Genomic DNA, 15,917 nt, shown 5'->3' with positions numbered 1-15,917 from the left:
TGTCCGCCCCCGTCCCGGCAGGGGCCTGTCACCCTGTGTACCGCGCCTCCCCGCTTGCGTAACCCGAGCGAGTGAAGCAGACAATAGGGGATGAATTGCCCATAAGGGGTTCCCCTGGCATGGTGGCCCCATGGCTGACCGGGGAGCGAGCGCTCCGTCACTCCCGGACGACTGGCCCGCTCATCTGGACCACCCGATCCTGGCGCTCAACCACATGGGCACCTTCGACTGGGACCTCGACGCCGGCCTGTTCCACATGGACACCCAGGCGTACGAGGTGTTCGACCTGACCCCCGAGGAGTACGACGGACGCCCCGAGTCCCTCGCCGTGCGGGTACCCCCGGCCGAGTCCAGCAGGCTGGACGCGGTGGTGTCCCAGGCCATCAAGGACGGCAGCGAGAACTACGGGACGTACTTCCGCATCCGGCGCCGCGACGGCACCCCGCGCTGGACCCACACCCAGGGCTACATCCGGCGCGACGAGACGGGCCGCCCGCGCCGGGTCGTCGGGATCGTCCGGGACGCCACCCGGGAACTGGAGGACAGCGAGGCCCGCAACCTGCGGGACGCCCAGGGACAGGCGCTGCGCCGGCAGACCGGCGTCGTCCAGGCGGTCACCGCCGCCCTCGCGCACGCCAGCAGCGTCCAGGAGGTCATCGACGTCCTCAAGGACACCCACGGCATCCCCAACCTGGGCGCCACCAGCCTGGTGATGGGCCTGGTCGAGGCCGGCCGGATCCGGCTGGTCGCCGAAGGGCCGGTCGGCAGCTTCGTGCCCGGCACCCGGATCACCCGGATAGACGAGCCGTACCCGATGGGCGAGGTGGTGCGGACCCTCAGCCCGTGCTTCATCGAGTCGCCGGAGGAGTTCGCCGACGGCTACCCGATACTGTGGCCGCACATCGTCGACCTGCACATCACCTCGGCCGCCTACCTGCCGCTGATCGCCCAGGCCCGCCCGATCGGTGCCATGGGCCTGCTCTACAACGACCGGCTCGGCTTCTCCACCGAGGAGCGCGCCGTCCTGGTCGCGCTCGGCAGCAGCATCGCCCAGAGCCTGCAGCGGGCCATGCTCTTCGAGCAGGAGAAGGACCTCGCGCAGGGCCTCCAGCAGGCCATGCTGCCGCGCACCATCCCCAGCGTGCCCGGCGCCGACGTCGCCGTCCGCTACCGCTCCGCCGCCGCGGGCGGCTCCCTGGGCCGGGACATCGGCGGCGACTGGTACGACCTCATCCCGCTGCCCGGCGGCCGGGTCGGCGCGGTCATCGGCGACGTCCAGGGCCACGACACGCACGCGGCGGCCGTCATGGGCCAGCTGCGCATCGTGCTGCGTGCCTACGCCGCCGAGGGCCACGCCCCGGCCACCGTGATGGCCCGCGCCTCGGTCTTCCTCGACGAGCTCGACACCGACCGCTTCGCCACCTGCCTGTACGCCGAGGCCGACCTGGCCACCGGAGTCGTCCAGGTGGTCCGCGCCGGGCACATCGACCCGCTGGTCCGCGCAGCCGACGGCGGCTGCCGCCGGGTCCCCGTCGAGGGCGGGCTGCCGCTCGGCCTGTCCGCCGAGTTCCACAGCCTCGAATACCCGGTGTCCACGCTGGAGCTCGACCCCGGCGAGACGCTGCTGCTGTGCACCGACGGGCTCGTCGAACAGCCCGGCAAGGACCTCGGGGACGGCATGCGGGCCCTGACCGAGCAGGTCACCGAGGGCCCGGAGGACGTGCGCGACCTGGCCGACCTGCTGATCGAGATCGCCGACGAGCGGGCCGGCGACGACGACGTGGCCCTGCTCCTGCTGCGCCGCCGCGGCACCGACACCGCCCAGGCCGTCGGCCGCCTCCAGCAGCACGTGGCCTCCGGCGACCCCGAGGCGCTCGCCCTGGCCCGGCACATGGTCCGCGCCGCCGTCCGAGCCTGGGGCGCCGAGGACCGCACCGACGAGATCGAGCTGGTCGCCGACGAACTGATCACCAACGCGCTGATGCACACCGAGGGCTCCGCGATCGTCACCCTCCGGATTCTCGGCGGCAGCGACCGCCGGCTCCGCGTCGAGGTCGAGGACTCCTCCAGCGCCCTCCCGCGCCGCCGCGAGGCCGGCGAGGACGGCGTCTCCGGCCGCGGACTGCTGCTCGTCGACCAGCTCGCCGACGCCTGGGGCGTGGAGGCCCGCGGCGGCGGCAAGGCGGTCTGGTGCGAGTTCCGCATGCCGGACAAGGACGACGGGACCTGACTGGCGCCCCGTAAGGGGCGCTGGGGGTGCCCCCGGCCGAAGGCTGGGGGAGGAACTGCGCGACCAGCCCCCACGGCGCCGCAGTCGCAAGACGACCCCTGCGGCACTTCCGGCGGAGCGCAGCCGCAGCGGGTGGCACCCTGGACGCATGCCCGAACTGCCCGAGGTCGAAGCGCTCAGGGACTTCCTGACCGAGCACCTGGTCGGCCGCCAGGTCGTGCGCGTGCTGCCGGTCGCCATCAGCGTCCTGAAGACGTACGACCCCCCGGTCGGCGCCTTCGAGGGCAGCGAGGTCGTCGCCGTGCACCGGCACGGCAAGTTCCTGGACATCGAGGGGGACCGCGGGCTGCGGTTCGTGACCCACCTGGCCCGTGCGGGCTGGCTGCAGTGGAAGGACCGGCTGCCGGACGGGCTGCCCCGCCCCGGGAAGGGCCCGCTGGCGCTGCGGGCGGCCCTGGAGACCGGCGAGGGCTTCGACCTCACCGAGGCCGGCACCCAGAAGAAGCTGGCCGTGTACGTCGTCCGCGACCCGCAGGACGTCCCCGGTATCGCCCGGCTCGGCCCCGACCCGCTCGCCGCGGACTTCGACGAGGCGCGGCTCGGCGCGCTCCTCAAGGACGAGCGCCGGCAGCTGAAGGGCGCCCTGCGCGACCAGAGCCTGATCGCCGGGGTGGGCAACGCCTACAGCGACGAGATCCTGCACGCGGCGCGGATGTCCCCGTTCAAGCTGGCCGCGTCCCTGACGCCCGAGGAGACGCACCTGCTGTACGAGGCGCTGCGCACCACCCTCACCGAGGCGGTGGAGCGCTCCCACGGCCTGGCGGCGGGTCGGCTCAAGGCCGAGAAGAAGAGCGGGCTGCGGGTCCACGGCCGGACCGGGGAGCCCTGCCCGGTCTGCGGCGACACCATCCGCGAGGTCTCCTTCAGCGACTCCTCGCTGCAGTACTGCCCGACCTGCCAGACCGGCGGCAAGCCGCTCGCGGACCGCCGCATGTCCCGCCTGCTCAGGTAGCCCGTTCCCGTTCCCGTTCCCGCTTCCGTTCTCACTTGGGGTCCAGGGTCACCAGGCGCTGCCCGTCCGCGTTGCGCACCTCGTAGCGGTCGATCTCGTCCGGGTGCATCGAGGAGCCGCCCGTCATGGTGCTCACCCGGCCGTCGTGGTCCCGCTCCGCCCACGTGGTCACGATCTGCTCGGAACCGTCGTCGCCGACCGCGATCAGGCGGCAGGAACGCGGCCCGTCCGGGTCCTTCACCTGCAGCTCGATCGTGCTGCCGGAGTCCGTGTCCTCCGACTTCACCTGCGCCCAGATGCCGGACTGCGCGTCGGTGGCCGCGGTGACCTGCACGGCCGGCGCCGCGTCGTGGCCGACGTAGGACGCGATGCCGGGGCCGGCGACCGCGAACACCACCGAGGCGGCCAGGCCGTACAGCAGCTTGCGGCGCTTGGCCCGGTGCCGGGTCGCGACCTCGGCGAGCAGCCGGTCGAGCAGCCGGGGCCCGGGCTGGGCCATGGGGTGCACGAAGCGCGGCGTGGCCCGGCGGTACAGCATCAACTGCCGTGCCGCGGGGCCGAACTCGGTCACGTGTGCCGTACAGCTCGGGCACTCCATGAGATGGTCCTCGAAGCGGAAGGCCTCCGCCTCGTCCAGCACGCCGAGCGCGTACGCGCCGACGTCGCGATGCCTTTCCAGGGACCTCATGCCGAATCCTCGTGCCGATGGGTGCGGGTGGGGGTTACTCGTTGTTCCTTGCTCCCACCCGTACGCAGTCGGCAGCCGTTTCACTCAAGCCACGTACAGAATCGTAATCAACGGATTCGGAGCGGCCGGGCCCGCGGATTGGTCCTGAATCAAAAAAGATGGATCGCGAGGTGTCCGAGGGGCAGACCGAGCCGCCAGGCGGGGGTCCACACCTTCGGTCCGTCGTCCTCGCCGAACACCGAACCGCCGCCCGGCACCGCGTCCAGGTCGGGCGCGAGCAGCTCGGTCTCCTCCAGCCAGCGCCAGGCGGCCGTGGCCAGATCCAGGTCCGGTGACGGCCCGCCCGACTCGGCCGTCTCGGCCGTCACCACTGCCATACGTTCGCCGACCCAGTCCTGCCAGGCCTGGTCGTACGCCGTCAGCGAAAGCCAGTTCTCCAACTGGGAGACGACCCGGATGCCCGACAGTTCGCCGTCCGTGTCGGAGAGGAAGATGGTCAGCGCCAGCGCGTCGCGGCCGGCCCGGAACTCGAAGGACGTCGGCGGCATGAGATCGCCGGTGCGCAGCAGCTCGTCGGCGATGTACTCGGCGTACAACCAGGCCATCGGGACCGCCAGTTCCCCGCTTCCGGCCCCGTCCGTGCTCTCTTGACCTCTGTGCAGCATCCCGTCCTGCCTTCCTCCGGTGCGCGCGTGGCCCCGACCCCGGGTCCGTCCCTCTCCCGGTGCGGAACACGGATGAAGACAGCTGATTGCTCAAACACGGTCCTCAGCAAGGCGCTTTACCGAGGTTTGACCTGGCTTACGGTTTCATCCCAGGTCGGGTGCATAACCGGGCAGAACCCGGCGCAGGGCGCGCAGCGCGTAGTACGCCCGCGATTTCACGGTACCGGGTGGAATCCCCAGGGTCGCGGCGGCCTCCGCCACACTCGCCCCTTGGAAATACACCAGCACCAGGACTTCACGGTGTTCGGGGGTGAGAGTCTTCACAGCCTCCCGGACGTCCAGCGTCGCGGCGGCGCGCTCGGCGTGGTCGCCGGCGGCCCGGGCGTTCTCCAGGACGGCGTCGTGCACCTCGGCGGGCCGCGCCTGCCGGGCCCGGCGCGCGTCGATGGCGAGCCGCCTGCCGACCGTGAGCAGCCACGGCAGCACGGAGTCGAAGTCGTCGGCGCGCAGCGCCTCGGGATGCTGCCAGGCGCGTACGAGGGTCTCCTGGACGAGGTCCTCGGCCCGCTGCCGGTCCCCGTCGCTGAGCCGGAGCAGCAGCGCGAAGAGCGGTCGCCCGTGCTCGCGCTGGAGCGCGACGAGCTCGTGCTCGGCGGTCGTCGTCCCGTGGGGAAGGGTGGTTCCGGCCGTCATGGCCGTATGGCATCGCAGGGCCGGGCCGGGGGACAGGGGGCGTACCGGGATGTGCGGCGGACGGTCGATCGCGTCGGCGAACGGTGCGACGAACGGTTCCTCATCCCCCTTACCCGACCCGGATGGGTCAATCGGGGCGCCTGAGTTGTTTGCGGTCGCCTCCACCTTCGTACCCATTGATCTGTAAATCGGACAAGGCTTGCGACTCTGGGGTGCTCCTGATGATCAATCGCAGACGCCAGGCGGCCCTGGCCCTGACCGCCCTGCTCGCCGCCGCTGCCGCCTGTCAGAACCACGTGCGGGAGGAGAGCGCCGCCCCGCCCCCGCAACCGGCACCGGCCGTGCCCGCCACCGGCTTCACCCTCGTCGCCTCCGGTGACGTCATGCCGCAGAAGTCCGCGAACGACCACGCGAACTTCGACGCGGGCGGCAACGGCTACGACTTCCGGACGATGCTCGCCGGGGTCCAGCCCGTCGTCTCCCGCGCCGACCTGGCGCTCTGTCACCTGGCGACCGTCACCGCCGCGGACGGCGCCCACGGCGGCCTCACCTCCCCGCCGCAGCTCGCCGAGGCCCTCGCCGCCACCGGCTACGACGGCTGCTCCACCGCCTCCGACCGGGCCCTCGACGACGGCGCCGCGGGCATCCAGCGCACCCTCGACGCCCTGGACCGGGTGGGCCTCAGGCACTCCGGCACCGCCCGCACCCAGGCCGAGGCCGGCACCCTCAGCCTGATGACCGCGGGTCGCGCCCGGGTGGCCCAGCTCTCGTACACCTACGACGTCAACGGCAACTCCCTGCCGCCCGGCCAGCCCTGGGCGGTCGGCCTCCTCGACGAGAACCGCATCCTCGCCGACGCCCGCGCCGCCCGGCAGGCCGGCGCCGACGTGGTCGTGGTCTCCCTGCACTGGGGCACCGAGGGCACGGACGCTCCCGACCAGCAGCAGCTCACCCTCGCCAAACGGCTCACCGAGGCGCGCACCGGAGGCCGCCCCGACATCGACCTGATCCTCGGCACCCACGCGCACATCCCGCAGGCGTACGAGAAGGTCAACGGCACCTGGGTGGTCTACGGCCTCGGCGACCAGCTGGCCGGCGAGATGTACGACAGCCGGGGCCGGCAGGACCCGCGCGGCAACCAGTCCACCCTCGCCCGCTTCACCTTCACCCCGCCCACCGGTCCCGGCGGGCGCTGGGAGGTCGCCAAGGCGGAGTTCATCCCCCAGCTCTACGACGTCGACGCCGGCCGGGTCGTCGACCTGAACGCGGCCATCGACCAGGGCGCCGACTTCACCGCCGCCCGGGACGCCATCCGGGACGTCGTGCTCAGCCGCGGTGCCGCGAAGGACGGGCTGATCATGGGGGAGTAGCCCACCCGGCCGTCACTCCACGTCGACGTGGTCGAAGGTCACCAGCAGCTGCTTCAGCACCCGCACGCACGCCGTGATCTCGGCGTCGGTCAGATCGCCGCCGACCTGCCGGTTCAGGGCGTGCTCGCGGGCCAGGACCGCCGTGACGGTCGCCCGCCCCTCGGCCGTGAGCCGGATCAGGGAGGAGCGCTGGTGTGCCGGGTTGGGGGTGACCTCGGCCCAGCCGCGCGCCACCGCGTCGTTCACCATGCGCTGCACGAACTGCCGGCTCAGCGCCATGATCCGGCCCATCTGGGGCACCGTCATGGGCTCGTACCGGCGCAGCAGGTCCAGCACCGAGCGCACCCCGACCGAGGCCCCCTCGATCTGCTCGCCCTGCTCGATCTTGCGGAAGGCGCGCCGGTAGAGCGGTCCGATCAGATCGAACACCTCGGTGATGCGCTCGCCCAGCTCGTCGGGGGCGAGGGGCTTGTCGATGTCGTTCACCCGGCCATCATGCACCCCGACCGATATGACAACTCGGTTGTTAAAACTCTGCGAAGATGACACCTTGGTTGTCATGAATGCTGCTGCGGACGTCCGCTTCTTCCCGTCCTCCGACGGCGACCTCGCCTACCTCGACACCGGCTCCGGCGACCCGGTGGTCCTGCTCCACGCCGGGTACGTCGACCACCGCTCCTGGTACCGGCAGATCCCTGCGCTGGCCGCCGGGTACCGGGTGATCGCCCCGGACGTACGCGGCCACGGCTTCTCCGCCAACGCGAGCGAGCCGTTCCGCTGGGCCGACGACCTCGCCGCACTCCTGCGCCACCTCGACGCCGGGCCGGCCGTCCTCGTCGGCGTCTCCATGGGCGGCGTGATCGCCACCGACACCGTGCTGGAACACCCCGGGCTGGTCCGCGCGGTGGTCACCTGCGGTGCCGCCACCGGCGACTTCCGCTACACGGACCCCTGGCACACGGAGCTCCAGGCCGAGTACGCCCGCACCCTGGGCGCCGGCGACATCGAGGGCTGGCTCGACGCCTTCGTGAAGGTCGTGGCGGGCGAGCACCGCACCCCCGACGCCGTCGACCCGGAGCTCCCGCGCCGGCTGCGGGAGCTGGCCCTGCACACGATCTCCAAGCACACGCCGGACGAGCCCGACCGGCTGGTACGCGTGACCGACTCCTGGCCCCGGGTACCCGAGATCGACGTCCCGGTCCTCGCGATCAACGGCGGCCTGGAACCCGCCGACCTGCTCGCCGCCGCCGACCGGCTGGCCCGCGAGGTGCCGAACGGCCGCGCCGAGGTCGTCGCGGGAGCCGGCCACTATCCGAACCTGGAGAAGCCGGAGGAGTTCAACGCCCTCCTGCTCGGCTTCCTCCGCGGCCTCCCGGCGGGCCCGTCGCCCTCCGTCGGGCCTCGCCGGCACCCCGTGGGAGGCGCGGGGAACGGCGCGGCCGGCCACGACGGTGCCGCAGCCGGCTGACGGCATGTCGCGGCACCTCCAGCGGAGCGTTCAACGCCCCGCCAGCCGCGACCTCTTGTACGAGTAGCCGAAGTAGATCACGCAGCCGATCACGAACCAGACCGCGAACCGCACCCAGGTCTCCCACTTCAGGAACGTGATCAGCCAGATCGAGAAGACGGCACCCAGCGCCGGCACGAACGGCATCCAGGGCGTGCGGAAGGTGCGCGGCAGCTCCGGCTGCCGGTAGCGCAGCACGATCACCGCCGCGCACACCACCACGAACGCCAGCAGGATGCCGATGTTGGTGAGTTCGGCCGCCTCGCCGATCGGCACGAACCCGGCGAGCAGCGCCGAGGCCACCCCCACGATCCAGGTCACCCGGGTCGGCACGTGCCGCGTCGGGTGCGTCTTCGAGAACCAGGCGGGCAGCAGCCCGTCCCGGGACATGCTGAACCACACCCGGGTGACCCCGAGCATGAACGTGAACATGACGGTCAGGATGCCGATGATCGCGCCCACCGCGATCACGTCCGCGAGACCGCTCAGCCCCACCGACTTGAACGCCGTCGAGAAGCCGCTCTCCGGGTCGATCTCCTTGTAGTTCTGCATGCCCGTCAGGACCAGACAGGCCGCCACGTACAGCACCATCGAGATCGCCAGCGAGTAGATGATCGCCTTCGGCATGTGCCGCTGGGCGTCCTTCGACTCCTCGGCCGCCGTCGACATCGCGTCGTACCCGAAGACGGCGAAGAACACGGTCGCCGCCCCGGTGAACGCGCCGCTGATGCCGAACGGGAAGAACGGGTGGTAGTTCGACGTGCTGATGTGGAACACGCCGACCGCGATCACCAGCAGCACCACCAGCACCTTGAGCACCACCACGACCGTCTCGAAGCGGGCCGCGCTGCGGATGCCGAGGTTGAGCAGGTAGGCGATGAGGAGACAGAGCAGGGCGGCGAACAGGTCGACCCGGTGTCCGTCGCCCGTGCCGGGCGCGCCGAGCATCCAGTGCGGCAGGTTCGCGCCCATCTCCTCGACCAGGAAACTGAAGTACCCCGAGATGCCGATCGCGACCACCGCCACGATCGCCGTGTACTCCAGGAGCAGGTCCCAGCCGATGAACCAGCCCGCGAACTCGCCGAGCACCGCGTAGCCGTACGTGTACGCCGAACCCGCCTTCGGGATCAGCCCGGCGAACTCGGCGTAGGACAGCGCGGCGCAGGCGCTCGCCAGACCGGCGATGAGGAACGAGACCAGGACGGCGGGACCGGCCGTCTCGTTGGCGACCGTACCGGCGAGGGTGAAGATGCCCGCGCCGATGATGCCGCCGACACCGATCGCGGTCAGCTGCACCAGCCCGAGCGATCTGTCGAGCCGGGGGCCCTCGGTGACCTCCGTCTCCTCGATGTGTTCGATGGGTTTGCGACGGAGAATTCCTTCACCCATACGGAGCCTGGCCATGTGCCTCACCTCTTCGCCGATCGCGAACGGCTGACGGCCGATCATGATGGCCCAGGGGCGTCAGGGACGGAAGACGCCACGCACGGTCTCGGCCCAGCCCGGTGTCCAGGTGGCGGCGGTGGTGCGCGGCGGGCGGGCCCCGGCGAGATGGGTGCGCAGGGCGGTGAGCGCCGGGTGCGGGTTGGCGGCGGCCCAGAGCAGGGAGTGCGGGTAGAGCGGGGTCGGGTCGACCAGCGGGATCCGGCGCAGGCCGTGACCGTCCGGCCAGACCAGCCCGGTCCGCTCGCTGACGAGGGTGGCCAGGGTGCCGGAGTCCGCGAGCGCGTCCTGCAGCGCCCCGGAGAAGTTGGGTCCCGAGGAGTCGATGGCGAGTCCGAACTCGGCGGCGAGCGAGGCGTAGTACGCGGCCCACTCGGTGCCCTCCACGATCCCCGGGATCCAGATCCGGTGCCCGGCCAGCTCACCGGGCGCCACCGAGGTCCGGCCGGCCAGGACGTGCCCGGGGCCGGTGAGCAGCTGGACCGGCTCGTCGTACACCCGGGCGGCCTCGATGCCCCTCTGCAGCGGCCGGCCGGGCATGGCGACCGCCCGGAACGACGCGTCGATCGCACCGGAGCGCAGCGCGGTGAGCGCCGACTCCACGTCGAAGAGGGTGACGACGTCCAGGGCGAGTTCCGGGTGCGCCTCGTGGAAGCCGCGCAGCAGCGCCGCCGGCGCGAGCCGGGCGCCGACCACGTCGACCCGCAGGGGGCGCCGGCCCCGCCGTACCGAGGCGGCGGCCCGTTCCTCGGCCAGCAGCAGCTCGTGCGCGTACGGCAGGAACGCCTGCCCGTCCACGGTCGGCTCGGCGCCCCGGGCGGTCCGGGTGAACAGCCGCACCCCCAGCTCCCGCTCCAGCGCCGCGATCCGCTTGGACACCGCCTGCTGGGTGACCCCCAGCACCGCCGCGGCCTCCTGGAACTGCCCGGAGTCGGCCACGGTGACGAAGGTGCGCACGGCGGTGAGGTCCACGTCCTCACCGTATAACCGTTGGTTGTGGCAGTTGCCCCGGGGGTTGTTTGATTCGGCGGCCACCTGCGCGTTTTCATGTCCCGGGTCAACGGGAGGTTGTGCATGGGGCGGCGGTTCGGATGGCTGTGGGCCGCGTACTCGGTGAGTGCGCTCGGCACCTGGCTCGCCTTCGACGTGTTCTCGGTGATCGCCGTCGTCGCGCTGCACGCCGGGCCGGCCGAGGTGTCGCTGCTCGCCGCGACCGGGCCCGCCGTGGGCGCGGTCGTCGCGCTGCCGCTCGGGCCGTGGGTGGAGTTCCGGCGCAAGCGGCCGGTGATGATGGCGATGGACCTCGTCAGGTTCGCCGCACTGCTCACGATCCCCGCCGCGTACGCCCTCGGCGCCCTCGGCCTCGGCCAGCTGCTGCTGGTCTCGATGATCGTCGCGGCGGCCGACATCACCTTCAACGCGGCCTCCGGTTCCTTCCTGAAGTCCCTCGTCCCGGCCGACCGGCTGCTCACCGCGAACGCCCGGTTCGAGTCCACCAACTGGACCGCGCTGGTCCTCGGGCCGCCCCTCGGCGGTGCCGCGATCGGCCTGTTCGGGCCGGTGACGACCGTCGCGGCGAACGCGGTCAGCTTCCTGCTGTCGGCCCTCGGCATCCGGGCCGTCGGCGGCGGCGAACCCCCTCCCGCACGGCGGGACGGACAGCGCCTGCGCGCCGCCGACCTGCTCGACGGCTGGCGGTACATCCTCGGCAGCCCGGCCCTGCGGCCCCTCTTCTTCAACAGCCTCGCGGGCAACGCCCTGATCATGGTCGCCGCACCGCCGCTGGCCGTCCTCATGCTCGGCCGGCTCGGCTTCACCCCCTGGCAGTACGGTCTCGCCTTCGCCGTGCCCTGCCTGGGCGGTCTCCTCGGTGCCCGGCTGGCCCGGCCGCTGGTCACCAGGTACGGCCAGTGGCGGGTGCTGCGCACCGCGAGCGCCCTGCGCGCCGTCTGGCCGCTCGGGCTGGCCTTCGTCGGACCCGGGCTGCCCGGACTGCTGCTGGTGATGGTCCTGGAGTTCGGGGTGATCACCTGCTCGGCCGTCTACAGCCCGGTGTACGCCACCCGCCGCCTGGAGCACACCCCGGACGACCGGGTCGCCCGCACCCTGTCCGCCTGGTCGGTCACCGGCAAGGCCACCACGGCCGCCATGACCGCCCTGTGGGGCCTGCTGGCGAGCCTCACCGGCCCGCGCACCGCGATCGCCGTCGCCGGGATCCTGCTCCTGGCGACCCCGCTGCTGCTCCGGCGGGAGACCGCTACGGCACGACCGTCACCGGCCACCGTCCCGCCTTCACCAGACGGATCGCGACCGAGCCGATGAACCGGTGGCCGGCCTGCTCGGAGGCGCCCACCACGACCGCGTCGGCCTTCAGCTCGTCGGCCGCCTTCACCATCCCGTTGAAGGCGTCCCCGCGGAAGGTGTGGAACTCCCAGCGCACCTCGAATATCCCCTTGAGCCGCTCGGCCGCCTCCCGGATCTGCGCGACCAGGTCCTCCGCGATCTCGTCGGTGGTCTCCGCCACCGGCGCCCCGAGCGCCGCGCCGGCCGCCAAGACCGGCTGGACGTACACGACGGCCAGCAGCGCGTGCTGCCGCCGGGCCAGACCGGCGGCGTAGGAGGTCGCGCGCCACGAGGAGTCCGAGCCGTCCATACCGACCACGATGACCTTGGGGCCGTCCGTGCCCCGCTCGAACTGGTGTTGTTCCGCCACGATCCGAGGCTATCGGAATCCGCAGGTCCGGTCAGTGCCCGGGGCATCCCGCTGGGGCGGCCGTGCGCCGTTCGGGTGCGCGCCGTGGGTGGTTGCTCGCGCAGTTCCCCGCGCCCCGGAAGGGGCGCCGTGCACCCCCTGCCTTTAGGGGCGCGGGGAACTGCGCGACCAGCCCCCACCGGCCCGCACCCGCTCGACGGGCGGGCCCGCCGCACGCTTCCTACAGTCGGAGACATGAGTGCCGCCGTGGAGCCCGCCACGGGCAGGGAGCCGGCGGGCCCGATACGCCCGCCCCGCTACGGGCGGCTGACCTGGGTTCCGGAGGCCTTCGGGACGTTCTTCGGCGCCCTCGCCCTGCTGTGCGCCCTGCTCTCCTTCATCGCCCCGCTGCGCCTGCTGCTCCGCCCGGTCGTGCACTTCGTCGACGCCGTCGTGGTGCCGGTCAGCCCCAACCTGGCGTACGCGGTCTTCCTGTTCCTGCTCGGCGGCGCCACCGCCGCCCGCAAGAAGGTCGCCTGGTGGCTGGTGGTGATCTACCTCGGCCTGCTGGTGCTGGCCGACATCCTGATCGTCGCCTTCCGCTTCGACTGGTACTCGTTCAGCTCACTGCTGGTCTGCGGACTCGCCCTGGCCCTGCTGATCGTGGCCCGCCGCGAGTTCTACGCCGCCTCCCGCAGAGCCGCCGTACGCCGGGCCCTCGCCGTCCTGCTGATCGGCCTGCTGATCGCGATTCTGGCCGGCTGGGGCCTGGTCTCGCTCTTCCCCGGCTCGCTCCCGCACGGCCAGCACCTGGCCTGGGCGGCCGACCGGGTCTGCGGCGGCCTGGTCTCCGGCGGCAGCTACGGCGGCCGCCCGCCCCGCTTCGTCGCCTTCCTGCTCGGCCTCTTCGGCGCCCTCGCCCTGCTCAACGCCGCCGCCACCCTGTTCCGTTCACAGCGCCTGGAAGCCGCCCTGCACGGCGACGAGGAGGCCCGCATCCGCGCCCTCCTCAAGGCCTACGGCGACCGGGACTCCCTCGGCTACTTCGCCACCCGCCGCGACAAGGCCGTCGTCTTCTCGCCCAGCGGCAAGGCCGCCGTCACCTACCGGGTCGAGGCCGGCGTCTGCCTGGCCAGCGGCGACCCCGTCGGCGACCCGGAGGCCTGGCCGCACGCCATCGCCGCCTGGCTGGACGCGGCCCGCCGGCACGCCTGGGTGCCCGCGGTGATGGGCGCCTCCGAGGACGGCGCCAGGGCCTACGTCCGGGCCGGCCTCGGCGCCCTGCAACTCGGCGACGAGGCGATCCTGCACGTCGCCGACTTCGACCTGGGCGGCCGGGAGATGCGGGTCACCCGGCAGGCCGTCAACCGGGTCCGGCGCACCGGCGCCACCTGCCGCGTCCACCGCCACGCCGACCTCACCGAGACGGAGATGGAGGAGGCCGTCGACAAGGCCGACGCCTGGCGCGACACCGAGACCGAGCGCGGCTTCTCGATGGCCCTGGACCGGCTCGGCGACCCCGCCGACGGCGACTGCCTGCTCGTCGAGGCCATGGCCGAGGACGGCCGGCTGCTCGCCCTGCTCTCCTTCGTGCCGTGGGGCGGCGACGGCATCTCCCTCGACCTGATGCGCCGTGACCGCACCGCCCCCAACGGAGTCATGGAGTTCATGGTCGCCGACCTGTGCGCGGCCGCTCCCAGACTGGGCGTGCGCCGCATCTCGCTGAACTTCGCCGTCTTCCGCTCGGTCTTCGAGGAGGGCGCCCGCATCGGCGCCGGACCGGTGCTTCGGCTGTGGCGCGGCCTGCTGCTGTTCTTCTCCCGCTGGTGGCAGCTGGAGGCCCTGTACCGCTCCAACGCCAAGTACCGCCCCGAGTGGTACCCGCGCTTCCTCTGCTACGGCGACGCCGGCTCCCTCGCCCGGATCGGCCTCGCCTCCGGAATCGCCGAAGGCTTCGTCTCCGTACCGTCCCTGCGCAAACTCTGGGGAAAGGGGCACCCGCAGACCGGACCGCCGCCCGCCGAGGCACCGCGGTCCGCGCCGGTGCCCGGTGCCGACGGAGGGGACGCAACCGGGTCCGGCGCACCGGACGCCGGCCTGCCGGACCAGTTCCGGGTCCGGCGCCGCAAGCTGGACCGGCTGCGGGCGGCGGGCGTCGACCCCTACCCGGTGGCCACCGGCCCACCGCCCCGCGCCCTCACCGGCGTCCGCGACGGCGAGACGGCCACCGTCGCCGGGCGGATCATGCTGGTCCGCGACTTCGGCGGCATCGTCTTCGTGACGCTGCGCGACTGGTCCGGCGACCGTCAACTCGCCCTCACCCGCGAAGGGGCCGGACCCGCCCTCGACCGGTTCACCGCCGACGCCGACATCGGCGACCAGATCACCGCCACCGGCCGGATGGGCGTCAGCGACCGGGGCGAACCGACCCTCTTCGCCACCGGCTGGCAGCTCACCGCCAAGTGCCTGCGCCCGCTGCCCGACAAACACCGCGGCCTCGCCGACCCCGAGGCCCGGGTCCGCCGCCGCTACCTCGACCTCGCCACAGGACCCGCCGCCCGGGACGTGATCCGCGCCCGCTCCGCCGCCGTACAGGCGCTGCGCCAGGGCCTCCTGGACCGCGGCTACCTGGAGGTCGAGACCCCGATCCTCCAGCAGATCCACGGCGGCGCCAACGCCCGCCCCTTCACCACCCACAGCAACGCCTACGACCTCGACCTCCACCTGCGCATCGCCCCCGAGCTGTACCTCAAACGGCTCTGCGTCGGCGGTCTGGAGAAAGTCTTCGAACTCGGCCGCACCTTCCGCAACGAAGGCGTCTCCCACAAGCACAACCCCGAGTTCACGATGCTGGAGGCCTACCAGGCGTACGCCGACTACGACGTCATGCTCGACCTGGCCCGCGAACTGATCCAGGGCGCCGCGACCGCCGCCCTCGGCGCCCCGGTGGCCCGCAAGGACGGAACGGAGTACGACATCTCGGGTGCCTGGCCGGTCAGGACCGTGTACGGGGCGATCTCCGAGGTGCTGGGGGAGGAGATCGGCCCCGGCACCGAACTGCTGCGGCTGCACCGGCACTGCGACCGCCTCGGGGTGCCGTACACCGCCGACGACGGGCCCGGCGACGTCGTCCTGGAGATGTACGAGCGACTGGTGGAGGAACGCACCGAGCTGCCCACCTTCTACAAGGACTTCCCGACCGAGGTCTCCCCGCTCACCCGGCAGCACCGCACCGACCCCCGGCTCGCCGAGCGCTGGGACCTGGTCGCGTTCGGCACCGAACTCGGCACCGCCTACTCCGAACTGACCGACCCCCTCGAACAGCGCCGCCGGCTCACCGCCCAGTCGCTGCTCGCGGCCGGCGGCGACCCCGAGGCGATGGAACTCGACGAGGACTTCCTCGACGCCCTCGAATACGCGATGCCGCCCACCGGCGGGCTCGGCCTCGGCGTCGACCGGCTGGTCATGTTCCTCACCGGCCTCACCATCCGCGAGACGCTTCCCTTCCCGCTGGTCCGCCGCCGCTGACGTTTTTAGGCCTTTTCTTACCCAAACCTCCCCCTGCTGGTCCGTGCGGGTGCTTTCCCACCGCCGCACCGGTGTTGATGTGCTGCGCC

At 72.5% G+C, this 15,917-nt stretch carries 13 protein-coding genes; 6 read left to right on the top strand and 7 right to left on the bottom strand.

Features of this window, described 5'->3' with window-relative positions:
- Positions 1-130: 130 nt before the first annotated feature.
- Positions 131-2,230 carry a SpoIIE family protein phosphatase gene (locus tag ACGF5O_RS08930; protein WP_393809231.1) on the top strand — a complete coding sequence of 700 codons (2,100 nt, stop codon included), beginning with the start codon at positions 131-133 and terminating at the stop codon, positions 2,228-2,230.
- A 148-nt stretch (positions 2,231-2,378) separates the two neighbouring features.
- The gene (locus ACGF5O_RS08925) at positions 2,379-3,242 is read left to right on the top strand and encodes an Fpg/Nei family DNA glycosylase (RefSeq protein WP_393809230.1); all 864 of its coding nucleotides are present in this window, start codon (positions 2,379-2,381) and stop codon (positions 3,240-3,242) included.
- Between the two features lie 31 nt (positions 3,243-3,273).
- Here the strand turns inward: ACGF5O_RS08925 and ACGF5O_RS08920 are convergent, their stop codons facing one another.
- From ACGF5O_RS08920 to ACGF5O_RS08910, 3 genes are all read right to left on the bottom strand, one after another.
- On the bottom strand, positions 3,274-3,930 hold the full coding sequence (locus ACGF5O_RS08920) for a zf-HC2 domain-containing protein (RefSeq protein WP_393809229.1): 657 nt from the start codon (positions 3,928-3,930) through the stop codon (positions 3,274-3,276).
- Between the two features lie 149 nt (positions 3,931-4,079).
- Positions 4,080-4,595, bottom strand: a complete 516-nt coding sequence (locus tag ACGF5O_RS08915; protein WP_393809228.1) for a hypothetical protein — start codon at positions 4,593-4,595, stop codon at positions 4,080-4,082.
- A 144-nt stretch (positions 4,596-4,739) separates the two neighbouring features.
- Positions 4,740-5,288 carry a sigma-70 family RNA polymerase sigma factor gene (locus ACGF5O_RS08910; protein ID WP_393809227.1) on the bottom strand — a complete coding sequence of 183 codons (549 nt, stop codon included), beginning with the start codon at positions 5,286-5,288 and terminating at the stop codon, positions 4,740-4,742.
- A gap of 221 nt (positions 5,289-5,509) precedes the next feature.
- Here ACGF5O_RS08910 and ACGF5O_RS08905 point away from each other — a divergent pair, with 221 nt between their 5' ends.
- Positions 5,510-6,658, top strand: a complete 1,149-nt coding sequence (locus tag ACGF5O_RS08905) for a CapA family protein (protein WP_393809226.1) — start codon at positions 5,510-5,512, stop codon at positions 6,656-6,658.
- Positions 6,659-6,670: 12 nt separating this feature from the next.
- On the opposite strand, the gene ACGF5O_RS08900 is transcribed toward ACGF5O_RS08905, so the two are convergent.
- Positions 6,671-7,144, bottom strand: coding sequence for a MarR family winged helix-turn-helix transcriptional regulator (locus ACGF5O_RS08900; RefSeq protein WP_393809225.1), 474 nt, complete (start codon positions 7,142-7,144; stop codon positions 6,671-6,673).
- Between the two features lie 73 nt (positions 7,145-7,217).
- Between ACGF5O_RS08900 and ACGF5O_RS08895 the strand changes: the two genes are divergently transcribed.
- The gene (locus ACGF5O_RS08895; RefSeq protein WP_393809224.1) at positions 7,218-8,126 is read left to right on the top strand and encodes an alpha/beta fold hydrolase; all 909 of its coding nucleotides are present in this window, start codon (positions 7,218-7,220) and stop codon (positions 8,124-8,126) included.
- Between the two features lie 30 nt (positions 8,127-8,156).
- On the opposite strand, the gene ACGF5O_RS08890 is transcribed toward ACGF5O_RS08895, so the two are convergent.
- Positions 8,157-9,569: an amino acid permease gene (locus tag ACGF5O_RS08890; protein ID WP_393809223.1), complete on the bottom strand. Its 1,413-nt coding sequence runs from the start codon at positions 9,567-9,569 to the stop codon at positions 8,157-8,159.
- 60 nt (positions 9,570-9,629) lie between these two features.
- On the bottom strand, positions 9,630-10,580 hold the full coding sequence (locus tag ACGF5O_RS08885) for a LysR family transcriptional regulator (RefSeq protein WP_393809222.1): 951 nt from the start codon (positions 10,578-10,580) through the stop codon (positions 9,630-9,632).
- A 102-nt stretch (positions 10,581-10,682) separates the two neighbouring features.
- Here ACGF5O_RS08885 and ACGF5O_RS08880 point away from each other — a divergent pair, with 102 nt between their 5' ends.
- Complete coding sequence (locus ACGF5O_RS08880; RefSeq protein ID WP_393809221.1) at positions 10,683-11,930, top strand: MFS transporter; 1,248 nt, start codon at positions 10,683-10,685, stop codon at positions 11,928-11,930.
- Here the strand turns inward: ACGF5O_RS08880 and ACGF5O_RS08875 are convergent.
- Positions 11,866-12,321 carry a universal stress protein gene (locus ACGF5O_RS08875; protein ID WP_393809220.1) on the bottom strand — a complete coding sequence of 152 codons (456 nt, stop codon included), beginning with the start codon at positions 12,319-12,321 and terminating at the stop codon, positions 11,866-11,868. The genes ACGF5O_RS08880 and ACGF5O_RS08875 overlap by 65 nt on opposite strands.
- A 234-nt stretch (positions 12,322-12,555) precedes the next feature.
- Here ACGF5O_RS08875 and lysX point away from each other — a divergent pair, with 234 nt between their 5' ends.
- Complete coding sequence (gene lysX, locus ACGF5O_RS08870) at positions 12,556-15,828, top strand: bifunctional lysylphosphatidylglycerol synthetase/lysine--tRNA ligase LysX (RefSeq protein WP_393809219.1); 3,273 nt, start codon at positions 12,556-12,558, stop codon at positions 15,826-15,828.
- The last annotated feature ends 89 nt before the right edge of the window (positions 15,829-15,917 follow it).

The sequence above is a fragment of the Streptomyces sp. NPDC048291 genome (assembly GCF_043201715.1).
In the GTDB taxonomy this organism is placed as follows: domain Bacteria; phylum Actinomycetota; class Actinomycetes; order Streptomycetales; family Streptomycetaceae; genus Streptomyces.
Note: the sequence above shows the minus strand (reverse complement) of the source record. Positions and strands in the feature narration are given on the sequence as shown.

What these genes read in the sequence shown, in the direction of transcription:
- ACGF5O_RS08930 (WP_393809231.1), top strand. Translation starts at nt 131, where the DNA reads ATGGCTGACCGGGGAGCGAGCGCTCCGTCACTCCCGGACGACTGGCCC.
- ACGF5O_RS08925 (WP_393809230.1), top strand. Translation starts at nt 2,379, where the DNA reads ATGCCCGAACTGCCCGAGGTCGAAGCGCTCAGGGACTTCCTGACCGAG.
- ACGF5O_RS08920 (WP_393809229.1), bottom strand. Translation starts at nt 3,930, where the DNA reads ATGAGGTCCCTGGAAAGGCATCGCGACGTCGGCGCGTACGCGCTCGGC.
- ACGF5O_RS08915 (WP_393809228.1), bottom strand. Translation starts at nt 4,595, where the DNA reads ATGCTGCACAGAGGTCAAGAGAGCACGGACGGGGCCGGAAGCGGGGAA.
- ACGF5O_RS08910 (WP_393809227.1), bottom strand. Translation starts at nt 5,288, where the DNA reads ATGACGGCCGGAACCACCCTTCCCCACGGGACGACGACCGCCGAGCAC.
- ACGF5O_RS08905 (WP_393809226.1), top strand. Translation starts at nt 5,510, where the DNA reads ATGATCAATCGCAGACGCCAGGCGGCCCTGGCCCTGACCGCCCTGCTC.
- ACGF5O_RS08895 (WP_393809224.1), top strand. Translation starts at nt 7,218, where the DNA reads ATGAATGCTGCTGCGGACGTCCGCTTCTTCCCGTCCTCCGACGGCGAC.
- ACGF5O_RS08890 (WP_393809223.1), bottom strand. Translation starts at nt 9,569, where the DNA reads ATGGCCAGGCTCCGTATGGGTGAAGGAATTCTCCGTCGCAAACCCATC.
- ACGF5O_RS08880 (WP_393809221.1), top strand. Translation starts at nt 10,683, where the DNA reads ATGGGGCGGCGGTTCGGATGGCTGTGGGCCGCGTACTCGGTGAGTGCG.
- lysX (WP_393809219.1), top strand. Translation starts at nt 12,556, where the DNA reads ATGAGTGCCGCCGTGGAGCCCGCCACGGGCAGGGAGCCGGCGGGCCCG.